Genomic DNA, 14,129 nt, shown 5'->3' on the forward strand with positions numbered 1-14,129 from the left:
AGGAGCCAGTCCGATTGAGTAAGAATAAACTCTCCAAAGGCCAACAGCGCCGTGTGAACGCCAATCACCAGCGTCGTCTGAAAACGTCCGCGGAGAAGCCAGACTACGACGACAACCTGTTTGGCGAAACCGCTGAAGGCATCGTTATCAGCCGTTTTGGCATGCATGCCGACGTGGAGTCTGCTGACGGCGACATTCACCGCTGCAACATCCGCCGCACAATTCGTTCACTGGTTACCGGCGATCGCGTAGTCTGGCGACCAGGTAAAGCGGCAGCAGAAGGGGTAAATGTCAAAGGCATCGTTGAGGCGGTTCACGAACGTACCTCGGTGCTCACACGTCCTGACTTTTACGATGGGGTAAAACCCATTGCCGCCAATATCGATCAGATCGTTATTGTCTCAGCCATCTTACCCGAGCTGTCGCTTAATATTATCGACCGCTATCTGGTCGCCTGCGAAACGCTACACGTTGAACCGATTATCGTACTGAATAAGATCGATCTGCTGGATGCCGAAGGCATGGCCTTTGTTAACGAACAGATGGATATCTATCGCAACATTGGCTATCGCGTGTTGATGGTATCAAGCCGCACGAAAGACGGTCTGAAACCGCTTGAAGAAGCGTTAACCGGTCGTATCAGCATTTTTGCCGGCCAGTCGGGTGTAGGTAAATCCAGCCTGCTCAATAACCTTCTCGGCCTGCAGGAAGCGATCCTGACCAACGATGTCTCCGACAACTCCGGTCTTGGGCAGCACACCACCACCGCTTCTCGCCTGTATCACTTCCCGCACGGCGGCGACGTTATCGACTCCCCTGGCGTACGCGAGTTCGGACTGTGGCATCTGGAACCGGAACAAATCACCCATGGCTTTGTCGAATTCCATGACTACCTGGGTCATTGCAAATATCGCGACTGCAAGCATGATGCCGATCCAGGCTGCGCTATCCGTGAGGCTGTAGAAAAAGGGGAAATAGCCGAAACTCGGTTTGAAAATTATCACCGCATCCTGGAAAGCATGGCGCAGGTAAAAACGCGTAAAAACTTTTCTGATACTGACAACTGACAACTAAGCTAAGCATCGCTAGAATCGTCCCCTTTTTCAGGATCCGGCCCATATGCCGGATCGGGAACAAATTATGGCCTGGAGGCTACCTTGTTAAACTCATTTAAGCTTTCGCTACAATACATTCTGCCGAAACTATGGCTCACTCGCCTGGCGGGCTGGGGTGCGAGCAAACGAGCGGGATGGCTGACCAAACTGGTGATCGATCTGTTCGTGAAATATTACAAGGTCGATATGAAAGAGGCGCAAAAGCCGGATACCGCCAGCTATCGCACCTTTAACGACTTCTTTGTTCGTCCCCTGCGCGACGAGGCTCGTCCAGTCAATACCGATCCGAATGTACTGGTCATGCCTGCCGACGGCGTGATCAACCAGTTAGGTAACATCGAAGAAGACAAGCTGTTACAGGCCAAAGGGCACAGCTATACGCTTGAAGCGCTGCTGGCCGGCAACTACCAGATGGCGGACAAATTCCGCAACGGTACGTTTGTGACCACTTACTTATCACCACGCGATTACCACCGGGTACATATGCCATGTAACGGTATCCTGCGCGAAATGATGTACGTGCCAGGCGACCTCTTCTCTGTAAACATCCTGACAGCGCAAAACGTACCGAATCTGTTTGCCCGTAACGAACGCGTTATTTGCCTGTTTGATACCGAGTTTGGCCCAATGGTGCAAATTTTGGTCGGGGCGACTATCGTTGGCAGCATTGAAACCGTATGGGCTGGCACCATTACCCCACCGCGTGAAGGCGTAATTAAACGCTGGACCTGGCCTGAAGGCGAAAGCGAAGGGTCGGTGGCACTGCTGAAAGGTCAGGAAATGGGCCGCTTTAAGCTCGGTTCCACCGTCATCAACCTGTTCGCACCGGGCAAAGTTAACCTGGTTGAGCAATTGCAGGACCTTTCAGTCACGAAAATCGGTCAGCCAATGGCCATCTCAACCGAGACTTTCGTGACACCAGAGGCAGAACCTGCCCCGCTGCCGAAAGAAGAGATCGAAGCAGAACACGACGCCAGCCCGCTGGTTGACGACAAAAAAGACGAAACTTAAACATAGGAATCGCTGCTGTGCGCCTGATTATCACTTTTCTGATGGCCTGGTGCCTCAGCCTGGGGGCGTACGCTGCGACGGCCCCCGACGCCAAACAACTCACCCAGGAACTGGAGCAGGCCAAGGCGGCGAAACCCGCTCAGCCAGAAACCGTCGAGGCGCTCCAGTCCGCGCTGAATGCCCTTGAGGAGCGGAAAGGCTCTCTCGAGCGCGCCGCGCAATACCAGCAGGTTATTGATAACTTCCCCAAGCTCTCCGCTACGCTACGCGCACAGCTTAGCAATCTGCGTGACGAACCGCGCAACGTACCAACCGGACTGACAACTGATGCGTTAAACCAGGAGATCCTCCAGGTCAGCAGTCAGTTGCTGGAAAAGAGTCGTCAGGCCCAGCAGGAGCAGGATCGCGCCCGGGAAATCGCCGACTCGTTAAGTCAGCTTCCTCAACAGCAAACCGATGCCCGCCGCCAATTAAATGAGCTTGAGCGGCGTATTGGTACCGCCAACGCCAATCCCGCGCAGAATCAGGCGATGCAGGCTGAGTCCGCCAAACTCAAAGCCCTGGTCGATGAACTGGAGCTGGCGCAGCTTTCCGCCAACAACCGTCAGGAACTGGCGCGTATGCGCTCAGAACTGGCGGAAAAACAGAGCCAACAGCTCGACGCCTATCTGCAGGCATTACGTAATCAACTCAACAGTCAGCGGCAGCGTGAAGCTGAGCGAGCGCTGGAGAGTACCGAACTGCTGGCGGAAAACAGCGCGGGGCTGCCCGAAGGCATTGTTGACCAGTTCAAGGTAAACCGCGAACTGTCCCAGGCCTTAAACCAGCAGGCGCAGCGTATGGATCTGGTCGCGTCGCAACAGCGTCAGGCCACCAGCCAAACGCTGCAGGTGCGTCAGGCGTTGAATACGCTGCGCGAACAGTCCCAGTGGCTTGGGGTCTCGAATATGCTGGGGGAAGCGCTACGCGCGCAGGTATCTCGTCTGCCCGAAATGCCCAAACCTCAGCAGTTAGATACCGAAATGGCGCAGCTACGTGTGCATCGTATGCGCTATGAAGATCTCCTCAATAAACAGCCGCAACTACGCCAGATCCATCAGGCCGATGGGCAACCGCTGACCGCGGAACAGAGCAGCATCCTCAACGCCCAGTTGCGCACTCAGCGTGAATTGCTGAACTCTCTGTTACAGGGTGGCGATACGCTGATCCTTGAGCTGACCAAACTAAAAGTCTCCAATAGCCAACTGGAAGATGCGCTAAAAGAGGTCAACGAAGCGACGCACCGCTATCTGTTCTGGACGTCTGACGTCAGCCCTATCTCCCTCTCCTGGCCTGTCGACATTGTTCAGGATCTGCGGCGTCTGATCTCATTAGATACCTTTAATCAGTTAGGTAAAGCCAGCATCATGATGCTGACCAGCAAAGAAACGCTACTACCGCTGTTCGGTGCGTTGGTACTGGTTGGATTTAGCCTCTATTCTCGCAAACACTTTACCCGTTTTCTTGAACGCTCGTCCGCGCGGGTGGGTAAGGTGACCCAGGACCACTTCTGGCTGACGATACGTACGGTATTCTGGTCAATACTCGTCGCCTCGCCGCTACCGGTACTGTGGGCCACCCTGGGTTACGGTTTGCAGGAAGCCTGGCCTTATCCGTTGGCCGTCGCTATCGGCGATGGCGTAACTGCCACGGTGCCCATGCTATGGGCGGTGATGATTTGCGCCACCTTTGCACGCCCTAACGGTCTGTTCATTGCCCACTTTGGCTGGCCGCGTAATCGCGTCGCGAAGGCTATGCACTATTACCTGATGAGCATCGGACTGATTGTCCCGCTGATCATGGCGGTAATTATGTTTGATAACCTCAATGACCGGGAATTCTCCGCCTCATTGGGACGCTTGTGCTTTATCTTGATTTGCGGCGCACTGGCGGTCGTGACTCTGAGCCTGAAGCGCGCCGGAATACCGCTGTATCTCGATAAAGAGGGCAACAGCGATAACATGGTCAACAGCATGCTATGGAATATGCTGATGGGCGCGCCGCTGATTGCCATCCTCGCGGCCGCAGTGGGCTATCTAGCCACATCGCAAGCTTTGCTGGCGCGTCTGGAAACGTCCGTGGCTATCTGGTTCTTGTTACTGGTGGTGTATCACGTCATCCGCCGCTGGATGCTGATCCAACGCCGCCGTCTGGCGTTCGACCGCGCCAAGCATCGACGCGCCGAAATGCTGGCGCAGCGCGCGCGGGGTGAAGAAGAACCGCCGCACTCCACCAGTCTTGAAGGCGCGATTGATGTTGATGAAAGCGAAGTGGATCTGGACGCGATCAGCGCGCAATCGCTGCGTCTGGTGCGCTCTATTCTGATGCTTATCGCCCTGCTTTCAGTCATTGTGCTGTGGTCGGAAATTCATTCCGCATTTGGCTTCCTGGAAAACATCTCGTTGTGGGATGTCACCTCTACGGTGCAAGGCGTGGAAAGCTTAGAGCCGATCACGCTGGGCGCGGTGCTCATCGCGATACTGGTATTTATCATCACCACCCAGTTAGTGCGCAACCTCCCCGCGTTGCTGGAGCTGGCGCTGCTGCAACATCTGGATTTAACCCCCGGCACCGGTTACGCCATTACCACCATTACCAAGTATTTGCTGATGCTGATTGGCGGTCTGGTTGGCTTCTCGATGATCGGCATTGAGTGGTCCAAACTGCAATGGCTGGTGGCTGCTCTCGGTGTTGGTCTGGGCTTTGGTTTGCAGGAAATCTTCGCCAACTTTATTTCCGGCCTGATTATCCTGTTTGAGAAACCGATTCGCATTGGCGACACGGTGACCATTCGCGATCTTACCGGTAGTGTGACGAAGATTAACACTCGCGCCACCACCATCAGCGACTGGGACCGCAAAGAGATCATCGTGCCCAATAAGGCCTTTATCACCGAGCAGTTTATCAACTGGTCGTTATCAGATTCGGTCACCCGTGTGGTGTTAACTATCCCGGCGCCGTCAGAGGCTAACAGCGAGGAGGTCACGCAGATTTTGCTGACTGCCGCGCAGCGCTGTTCGCTGGTTATCGATAACCCGGCACCAGAAGTCTTTCTGGTAGATCTGCAGCAGGGGATTCAAATCTTCGAACTGCGTATTTATGCCGCAGAGATGGGACACCGTATGCCGCTGCGTCATGAGATCCACCAGCTGATTCTGGCAGGCTTCCGCGAACACGGTATTGATATGCCATTCCCGCCGTTCCAGATGCGTCTGGAGAGCCTTGGCGGTAAACAAACGGGAAGAACGTTAAGTTCTGCGGGCAGAGCCAGCCGCCCGGCAGGAAGTTTGTAGCGCATGATTCAGGCAAGACATGCCGGATGGCGACCCGTTGGGTCTTATCCGGCCTACGAAAATGCTTCTTTGTAGGCCGGATACGCCAGGACGGTTACTCCACCGCCCACTCAGGTTCGTTGGCCATGCGACGGCTATAGTTCTGATAAATCGCCATCGCCAGCAGCGAGAAGAAGATCGGGCCGCCGGTCATCCACAATGCGCTGTTCCAGTCCCCGGCTTCAATCACCGGCTGGATGATGGTGAACACGTTGGCAAACGTCACCACCAATACCACCACGCCGGTTGTCAGTAACGTCGCCGCCCGCGTTTTAAAAATCACAAACGGCCTTTCCAGATCCGTACGCGCTTTAAAGAATGGGAAAGCCAGCGCAAGGAACAGATACGGCAGCGTCATTGAGACGTTCGCCATCAGGGTCAGTTTGTTATAAAACGCTGAGGCCGTGTCGCCGCCAAACGAAACCAGCAGGATAAACAAGCTCACCAGTAAACACTGCAACCACATTGCCGTCGTCGGCATCCCCACCGCATTCAGCCTGGTCATCGGCGCGGGCCACAATGCCTTCGGCGTTCCCTGAATAATCGCTTTCAGCGGCGAGTAGCTGAGCGTGAAAAAGGCGCCAGTATAGGCGAGGAACATAGAAAGGCCGGTGATACGCGCGAACCATACGCCCAACGCCATCGCGCTTTCCGGGGAAAGGTGCAGCGCATTACCCAACGTCATCCCGAGGCTTTTCATCAGGATATAAGTAATGTTGCCGAGGTTGACCGAGCCATCACTTAATACCTGTTGCCAGTTGGTGCTAACGCCCCATAAAAATATCGCCAGTGAATAACCGACAGAAATGACAATAGCGGCAAAGACAATCCCTTTCGCGAAGTTCTTTTCTGGCTTTTCTGTTTTATCTACCAGTCCGCCCACGGCCTCAATTCCGCCGTAAGCAAAAATAGCAAACACAACAAATGACAACATTGCCAGACCGGACTGATATCCCGGATTAGGCGAGGAGATAAAATTAATATCCTGCGCAAAGTGGCCACCCGTTAATAACAAAATAGCGACACTCACTAACAACAAAACTAAATTAAGACACATTACGGCAATTCCACCTACAGCCGTAATACGGGCAATCTTATTAATCCCCCGTGAGGCCACGCAGGTCACCAGAATCATCCAGCCGACGGCGAGCAGCCCGACAACCTGCGTAGGCTCAAGCCCGGCAAAACGCCAGTGCTGCGTCATGTCTGCGCCAAATAAGAAGGTCGAAAAAGGTACCCAGACCTTTGCCGCCGTGCTGACCATCCATATCACATAGGAAGAAAACCACATAAACGTGCCGATAAACGCATAACGTGGCCCAACGCTATTATTCATCCACGAATAGATTCCCCCCTCTTCTTTCCGATAGGCGGAACCCATTTCCGCCATCATTAAAGCAAATGGAATAAAAAATAATAATGCGGAAAATATATACCATGGAATCGCGCTGTACCCCATTAAATAGAACGCGGAGGGGCTGTTAGCAAAACCAAAAACAGACGTAAATATCATAAGGATGAGACCAATCAGGCTCATCTTTTTTATTGTTTGGGTCATTAAACCATCCCTTACTCTGGCAAGCGTTTCACAAACGCCGCTCACCGATTGGCACTGCTCTCATTGCGGAGTTCAGCGATAAAAAATTAACACAGAATTGATACCTGAAAGATATCAAACATCCAGATGTAAATTGTGGCTATTAGAGGGTAAATGAAAAAATATGCTACAAAGTGGCTGTTTATCCGCCACTTTGTATGGAGAGAGCGTAAATTACGCGCGATCGACGGTAAATGCGATAACCTCAGCCAGGCTTTCCGCGCCCAGAGCCAGCATCACCAGACGGTCAACGCCGAGCGCCACGCCAGAGCAATCCGGCATGCCCACTTTTAACGCTTCAAGCAGGTTGGTATCGATAGGTTGCTGTGGCAGGCCACGCGCGGCACGTTTGCGGTTATCCTGTTCAAACCGTTGCTGCTGCTCGCGCGCGTCGGTCAACTCATGGAAACCATTCGCCAGCTCAATACCTTTGTAATACACCTCGAAACGCTCAGCCACGCGGTGATCTTCGGTACTGATTTGCGCCAATGATGCCTGGCTGGCGGGGAAATGATACACAAACGTCGGTTTGTCTTTGCCGATATGCGGCTCAACGCCCATCGTGAACAGCAGTTGCAGCAACGTATCCCGATCTTCTTCAGTATCGGCGATATTGCTGAGATCCAGCTTAGCCGCTACTTCCCGCAGTTGGGTTTTGTCTGCTGATAGTGGATCTATCTCCAGATGGCGCTGAAAGGCCTGCTGATAAGAAAGGCTTTCCGCCGGAGAGCAGTCCAGCACTTGCTGGAGCAAATCATCCACTTCATTCATCAGGCGATACATATCGTAGTGGGGACGATACCACTCGAGCATGGTGAACTCAGGGTTATGATGACGTCCCATCTCTTCATTGCGAAAGCTGCGGCACAGTTGATATACCGGGCCACATCCTGCCACCAGCAGGCGCTTCATGTGATATTCCGGACTGGTCATTAAATAGAGATTCATTCCCTGGGAATGTCCAGGGCCGACGAAACGTGTTTCGAACGGGAACAGATGGATGTCCGTTACCGTTGCCTGACTCATACAAGGGGTCTCAACCTCAAGCACGCCACGATCGGCAAAAAAGCGGCGAATCTCCGCTATAATTGCTGCACGTTTTAACAGATTGGGGATGGACGCGCTCGGCTGCCAGGTTGCCGTTTCGCTCATGGTTGTTTCTCCGATTTAAGACAAGGGCACGAAGTCTACTCGTATCGCGCTAACGAGACAAATTTCCCGCGGTAGTAATCAGCACTGGCAATCGGGTAAAAAAAGCGACATTGGGTGGTTTAGTAATTAAATTAATCAAATTCAATGATAATTCCCCCCTTTGACACGCTAAAAAAATCGAACACGTCAAATTTCCCGCACATCCCTAAGACTATACTATTGTACCTATAAAGGAGCAGTGGAAACGCGTTCATAACCTGTTTGAAGCCGATGAAGCATCTGAGTTCAGGCGGGGATGAAATAACAACAATCTGGAGGAATGTCGTGCAAACCTTTCAAGCCGATCTTGCCATTATAGGCGCCGGTGGCGCGGGATTACGTGCTGCAATTGCTGCCGCACAAGCAAATCCCAACGCTAAAATCGCACTGATCTCAAAAGTGTACCCAATGCGCAGCCATACCGTTGCTGCCGAAGGCGGCTCTGCTGCTGTCGCGCAGGATCATGACAGCTTTGACTACCATTTTCACGATACGGTAGCAGGCGGAGACTGGCTATGTGAGCAGGATGTCGTGGATTACTTTGTCCACCACTGCCCAACTGAAATGACGCAACTCGAACAATGGGGCTGCCCATGGAGCCGTCGTGAAGACGGTAGCGTCAACGTACGTCGCTTCGGCGGCATGAAAATCGAGCGTACCTGGTTTGCCGCGGATAAAACCGGCTTCCACATGCTGCATACGCTGTTCCAAACGTCTTTGCAGTTCCCACAGATTCAGCGCTTTGACGAACACTTCGTTCTCGATATCCTGGTTGACGATGGTCATGCTCGCGGCGTCGTCGCGATGAACATGATGGAAGGCACGCTGGTGCAGATCCGTGCTAACGCAGTGGTAATGGCAACGGGCGGCGCAGGTCGCGTTTACCGTTACAACACCAACGGCGGCATCGTAACCGGCGACGGTATGGGCATGGCGCTGAGCCACGGCGTTCCGCTGCGTGATATGGAATTCGTTCAGTATCACCCGACGGGTCTGCCAGGCTCCGGTATCCTGATGACTGAAGGCTGCCGTGGTGAAGGCGGTATTCTGGTCAACAAAAATGGCTACCGTTATCTGCAAGACTACGGCATGGGTCCGGAAACCCCACTGGGCGAGCCGAAAAACAAATATATGGAACTCGGTCCGCGCGACAAAGTTTCTCAGGCTTTCTGGCACGAATGGCGCAAAGGCAACACCATTTCCACTCCGCGTGGCGATGTGGTTCACCTCGACCTGCGTCACCTCGGCGAGAAAAAACTGCTCGAACGTTTACCGTTCATCTGCGAACTGGCGAAAGCCTACGTGGGTGTCGATCCGGTTAAAGAACCGATCCCGGTACGTCCGACCGCGCACTACACCATGGGCGGTATCGAAACCGATCAGCACTGTGAAACCCGCATTAAAGGTCTGTTCGCTGTCGGCGAATGTTCCTCTGTTGGTCTGCATGGCGCTAACCGTCTGGGCTCTAACTCCCTGGCGGAACTGGTGGTCTTCGGTCGTATGGCCGGCGAACAGGCTGCGGAACGTGCTGCAACGGCTGGCGCTGCAAACAGTGCCGCGCTTGATGCACAGGTTGCCGGTATTGAAAAACGTCTGAAAGATCTGGTTAACCAGGAAGGTAACGAAAACTGGTCTAAGATCCGTGACGAAATGGGGATCTCCATGGAAGAAGGTTGCGGTATCTACCGTACGCCGGAACTCATGCAGAAAACCGTTGATAAGCTGGCTGAGCTGCAGGAGCGCTTCAAGCGCGTGCGTATCACTGATACCTCCAGCGTCTTCAACACCGACCTGCTGTACACCATCGAACTGGGTCACGGTCTGAACGTTGCTGAATGTATGGCGCACTCCGCTCTGGCGCGTAAAGAATCCCGCGGCGCGCATCAGCGTCTGGATGAAGGCTGCACCGAGCGTGACGACGTGAACTTCCTCAAACACACCCTCGCCTTCCGCGATGCTGACGGCACGACTCGCCTGGAATACAGCGACGTGAAAATCACCACTCTGCCACCGGCTAAACGTGTTTACGGTGGCGAAGCGGAAGCAGCCGATAAGAAGGAGAAGGCGAATGGCTGAGATGAAAAACCTGAAAGTTGAGGTGGTGCGCTATAACCCGGAAACCGATACCGCGCCGCACAGTGCTTTCTACGAAGTTCCTTACGATGAAACCACGTCTCTGCTCGATGCGTTGGGCTACATCAAGGATAACCTGGCGCCGGACCTGAGCTATCGCTGGTCCTGCCGTATGGCAATCTGCGGCTCCTGCGGCATGATGGTCAACAACGTGCCGAAGCTGGCGTGCAAAACCTTCCTGCGTGATTACACCAACGGTATGAAGGTTGAAGCGCTGGGCAACTTCCCGATTGAGCGCGATCTGGTCGTCGATATGACGCACTTTATCGAAAGCCTTGAAGCGATCAAACCGTACATCATCGGTAACCCGCGTACACCGGATCAGGGTCCAAACACCCAGACTCCGGCGCAGATGGCGAAGTATCATCAGTTCTCCGGTTGCATCAACTGTGGTCTGTGTTACGCCGCGTGCCCGCAGTTCGGCCTGAACCCTGAGTTCATTGGACCGGCTGCGATTACGCTGGCGCATCGTTACAACGAAGATAGCCGCGACCACGGTAAGAAAGAGCGTATGGCTCAATTGAATAGCCCGAACGGCGTCTGGAGTTGTACTTTCGTGGGCTACTGCTCCGAAGTCTGCCCGAAACACGTCGATCCGGCTGCGGCCATTCAGCAGGGTAAAGTTGAAAGTTCAAAAGACTTTCTTATCGCAACCCTGAAACCACGCTAAGGAGTGCAACATGACGACTAAACGCAACGCCTATGTGCGGCCAATGACGTCCACCTGGTGGAAGAAACTGCCGTTTTATCGCTTTTACATGCTGCGTGAAGGCACAGCCGTTCCGGCTGTCTGGTTCAGTATTGAACTGATCTTCGGCCTGTTTGCGCTTAAGCACGGTGTGGAATCCTGGGCTGGCTTTGTCGGGTTCCTGCAGAACCCGGTGGTGGTGATCCTTAACATCATCGCCCTGGCAGCCGCGCTGCTGCATACCAAGACCTGGTTTGAGCTGGCGCCGAAAGCGGCCAACATCATCGTAAAAGACGAAAAAATGGGGCCAGAGCCAATCATCAAAGGGCTTTGGGCGGTTACTGTGGTTGCGACAGTAGTAATACTGTTTGTTGCCCTGTTCTGGTAAGGAGTCCGGAATGATTAATCCAAATCCAAAACGCTCTGACGAACCCGTATTCTGGGGCCTGTTTGGTGCAGGCGGTATGTGGAGCGCAATCATTGCGCCGGTGATGATTCTGCTGGTAGGCATTATGCTGCCGCTGGGCTTTGTTCCTGATGCCTTCAGCTATGAACGCGTCCTGGCATTCGCTCAGAGCTTTATCGGTCGCGCATTCCTGTTCCTGATGATCGTCCTGCCGCTGTGGTGCGGTTTACACCGTATGCATCACGCGATGCATGACCTGAAAATCCACGTGCCTGCTGGCAAATGGGTATTCTACGGACTGGCAGCTATCCTGACCGTTGTAACGGCCATTGGTATCCTGACCATCTAATTGCATGCGTTAACTATCAGGCCCGCCATTGGCGGGCCTTTTTATTTGTGCAGAGCCCCAGCCAACCAACGGGAAAACTCACGCATTGCAGATGTCTCCGGTCGGGATTGCAAACGCGTTATCCAATAGCTCCCCAGATCAATCTGCGTTAGAAACGGTTGAACGATACGTTCACTACCAAGCAGATGAGTGAACATTCTTACCGGGGCAATCGCCACCCCGATCCCCGCCTGCGCGGCCTCCAGCATTGTGACGGACGAATCAAACACCACCACGTTGTGCGTCGGTGACGGAGGCGCTTCTCCGGCGGCCTGCATCCAAAGCGTCCACTCATCTCGCCGATAAGAGCGTAATAACGGGAATTTCAGGAGGTCTGCAGGTACCTTGATCTGTGCGGCTAATTCTGGCGAGCAAAGCGGGGACATCAGCGCGCTACACAAATATTGTGCATCGGTATCGTGCCAGGCACCTCCTCCGTAGCGAATGGTATAGTCCAGTCCCTCGGCGGCGGGATCCACGCGGTTATTGTGGGTGGAAATATGCAAATCAATATGCGGATAACTACGCTTAAAGTCGCTGAGCAGAGGAAAAAGACAACCGACCGCAAAGGTCCCCACCACTCCGATTTTAAGTTTTTCCTGGGTTTTTTTAGTAGCAAAACGATCCAGCATCTCCGCCATACGATCGAAAGAATCATTAAGTACAGGTAACAGACTTTCCCCTTCTGTCGTCAGCATTAACCCACGGGAGCCGCGCACAAACAGCTGACAATTTAGCTGCTGTTCCAGCGCTTTGACATGCTGGCTGATGGCAGAATGCGTCACGTTGAGCTCAATCGCAGCGCGGGTAAAGCTAAGGTGTCTGCCCGCGGCTTCAAAAGCTCGCAGTGAGTTAAGAGGAATATAGCTACGCGTCATCATCCGGCCTGTTAGAAAAACTTATATCTGCTGCTAAATTTAACCGTTTGTCAACACACTGCAAATCAAACAAACTGATTGCGTCTGACGGGCCCGGACACCCTTTCGCTTTTTATTACGGAACTGATTTCATGATGAAAAAATCGTTATGCTGCGCGTTGCTGCTGACAGCCTCTTTCTCCACGTTTGCCGCCGCAAAAACAGAACAACAGATTGCCGATATCGTAAACCGTACCATCACACCGCTGATGCAAGAACAGGCTATTCCGGGTATGGCCGTGGCAATTATCTACCAGGGAAAACCCTATTACTTTACCTGGGGGAAAGCCGATATCGCCAATGACCGCCCCGTCACCCGGCAAACGCTGTTTGAGCTTGGATCGGTAAGTAAGACGTTTAACGGTGTGCTGGGCGGCGATGCTATCGCCCGTGGTGAAATTAAGCTCAGCGATCCGGTCACCCAATACTGGCCCGAATTAACTGGCAAACAATGGCAGGGTATCAGCCTGCTGAACCTGGCCACCTATACGGCGGGTGGTCTGCCGCTTCAGGTACCTGACGACGTTACAGATAAAGCGGCATTACTGCGCTTTTATCAAAACTGGCAGCCGCAATGGGCCCCGGGCGCTAAACGCCTGTATGCTAACTCCAGTATTGGTCTGTTTGGCGCACTGGCGGTGAAACCTTCAGGAATGGGCTATGAAGAGGCGATGACCAAACGCGTCCTGCAACCATTAAAACTGGCGCATACCTGGATTACGGTTCCACAGAGCGAACAAAAGGATTATGCCTGGGGTTATCGCGAAGGGAAGCCCGTGCACGTATCTCCGGGCCAGCTTGATGCCGAAGCCTACGGGGTGAAATCCAGCCTTGTCGATATGACTCGTTGGGTTCAGGCCAACATGGACGCCAGCCAGATGCAGGAGAAAACGCTCCGACAGGGAATTGAAATTGCGCAGGCTCGTTACTGGCATATTGGCGATATGTACCAGGGGTTAGGTTGGGAGATGCTGAACTGGCCGGTGAATGCCGACTCGATAATCAACGGTAGCGACAGTAAAGTCGCGTTAGCGGCGCTTCCCGCCGTTGAGGTCAATCCGCCCGCCCCTGCAGTGAAAGCCTCATGGGTGCACAAAACCGGCTCCACTGGCGGATTTGGCAGCTACGTTGCGTTCGTTCCGGAAAAAAATCTCGGCATCGTGATGCTGGCAAACAAAAGCTACCCAAACCCTGCTCGCGTCGAGGCCGCCTGGCGCATTCTTGAAAAATTGCAGTAACTGACGATGAGGTCCGCTATAGCGGACCTCGTTTCTTCCTCTTCTTTTCCTGCTGTCATCTACACTTAACAAAA

General features: G+C 53.5%; 11 protein-coding genes. 8 read left to right on the plus strand and 3 right to left on the minus strand.

The window, feature by feature from the left end:
• Positions 1 to 14 precede the first annotated feature (14 nt).
• The 3 genes from rsgA to mscM all read left to right on the plus strand — a co-directional run bounded on the left by rsgA (position 15) and on the right by mscM (position 5,458).
• Positions 15 to 1,067, plus strand: coding sequence for a small ribosomal subunit biogenesis GTPase RsgA (gene rsgA / locus AC534G_RS22725; RefSeq protein WP_170973222.1), 1,053 nt, complete (start codon positions 15 to 17; stop codon positions 1,065 to 1,067).
• A 90-nt stretch (positions 1,068 to 1,157) separates the two neighbouring features.
• Positions 1,158 to 2,126: an archaetidylserine decarboxylase gene (asd, locus tag AC534G_RS22730; RefSeq protein WP_038636505.1), complete on the plus strand. Its 969-nt coding sequence runs from the start codon at positions 1,158 to 1,160 to the stop codon at positions 2,124 to 2,126.
• Positions 2,127 to 2,143: 17 nt separating this feature from the next.
• Positions 2,144 to 5,458 (plus strand): miniconductance mechanosensitive channel MscM, encoded by a 3,315-nt coding sequence (gene mscM / locus AC534G_RS22735; RefSeq protein WP_038636503.1) that lies wholly within the window; start codon positions 2,144 to 2,146, stop codon positions 5,456 to 5,458.
• A gap of 94 nt (positions 5,459 to 5,552) precedes the next feature.
• Here the strand turns inward: mscM and yjeM are convergent, their stop codons facing one another.
• Complete coding sequence (gene yjeM / locus AC534G_RS22740) at positions 5,553 to 7,055, minus strand: glutamate/gamma-aminobutyrate family transporter YjeM (protein WP_038636500.1); 1,503 nt, start codon at positions 7,053 to 7,055, stop codon at positions 5,553 to 5,555.
• A gap of 213 nt (positions 7,056 to 7,268) precedes the next feature.
• Complete coding sequence (epmA, locus tag AC534G_RS22745) at positions 7,269 to 8,246, minus strand: elongation factor P--(R)-beta-lysine ligase (protein WP_003830517.1); 978 nt, start codon at positions 8,244 to 8,246, stop codon at positions 7,269 to 7,271.
• Between the two features lie 324 nt (positions 8,247 to 8,570).
• Here epmA and frdA point away from each other — a divergent pair, with 324 nt between their 5' ends.
• The 4 genes from frdA to frdD are packed head-to-tail and all read left to right on the plus strand — an operon-like array spanning position 8,571 to position 11,861.
• Complete coding sequence (frdA, locus tag AC534G_RS22750) at positions 8,571 to 10,361, plus strand: fumarate reductase (quinol) flavoprotein subunit (protein ID WP_038636496.1); 1,791 nt, start codon at positions 8,571 to 8,573, stop codon at positions 10,359 to 10,361.
• Complete coding sequence (gene frdB, locus AC534G_RS22755) at positions 10,354 to 11,088, plus strand: fumarate reductase iron-sulfur protein (protein WP_006686291.1); 735 nt, start codon at positions 10,354 to 10,356, stop codon at positions 11,086 to 11,088. Before frdA ends, frdB begins: the two co-directional genes overlap by 8 nt.
• Before the next feature lie 10 nt (positions 11,089 to 11,098).
• The gene (frdC, locus tag AC534G_RS22760) at positions 11,099 to 11,494 is read left to right on the plus strand and encodes a fumarate reductase subunit FrdC (protein ID WP_006686290.1); all 396 of its coding nucleotides are present in this window, start codon (positions 11,099 to 11,101) and stop codon (positions 11,492 to 11,494) included.
• Positions 11,495 to 11,504: 10 nt separating this feature from the next.
• Positions 11,505 to 11,861 carry a fumarate reductase subunit FrdD gene (gene frdD / locus AC534G_RS22765; RefSeq protein ID WP_003025535.1) on the plus strand — a complete coding sequence of 119 codons (357 nt, stop codon included), beginning with the start codon at positions 11,505 to 11,507 and terminating at the stop codon, positions 11,859 to 11,861.
• 41 nt (positions 11,862 to 11,902) lie between these two features.
• On the opposite strand, the gene ampR is transcribed toward frdD, so the two are convergent.
• The gene (gene ampR / locus AC534G_RS22770) at positions 11,903 to 12,778 is read right to left on the minus strand and encodes a LysR family transcriptional regulator AmpR (RefSeq protein WP_110496178.1); all 876 of its coding nucleotides are present in this window, start codon (positions 12,776 to 12,778) and stop codon (positions 11,903 to 11,905) included.
• A 131-nt stretch (positions 12,779 to 12,909) separates the two neighbouring features.
• Here ampR and blaCMY point away from each other — a divergent pair, with 131 nt between their 5' ends.
• Entirely contained in the window at positions 12,910 to 14,055 is a 1,146-nt protein-coding gene (blaCMY, locus tag AC534G_RS22775) for a CMY-2 family class C beta-lactamase (RefSeq protein WP_110496179.1), read from the plus strand.
• Positions 14,056 to 14,129 lie beyond the last annotated feature (74 nt).

The sequence above is a fragment of the Citrobacter sp. CRE-46 genome, from assembly GCF_059615875.1.

Coding starts and splice junctions, on each gene's coding strand:
- blaCMY (WP_110496179.1), top strand. CDS start 12,910: ATGATGAAAAAATCGTTATGCTGCGCGTTGCTGCTGACAGCCTCTTTC.
- epmA (WP_003830517.1), bottom strand. CDS start 8,246: ATGAGCGAAACGGCAACCTGGCAGCCGAGCGCGTCCATCCCCAATCTG.
- ampR (WP_110496178.1), bottom strand. CDS start 12,778: ATGACGCGTAGCTATATTCCTCTTAACTCACTGCGAGCTTTTGAAGCC.
- frdB (WP_006686291.1), top strand. CDS start 10,354: ATGGCTGAGATGAAAAACCTGAAAGTTGAGGTGGTGCGCTATAACCCG.
- frdC (WP_006686290.1), top strand. CDS start 11,099: ATGACGACTAAACGCAACGCCTATGTGCGGCCAATGACGTCCACCTGG.
- yjeM (WP_038636500.1), bottom strand. CDS start 7,055: ATGACCCAAACAATAAAAAAGATGAGCCTGATTGGTCTCATCCTTATG.
- frdD (WP_003025535.1), top strand. CDS start 11,505: ATGATTAATCCAAATCCAAAACGCTCTGACGAACCCGTATTCTGGGGC.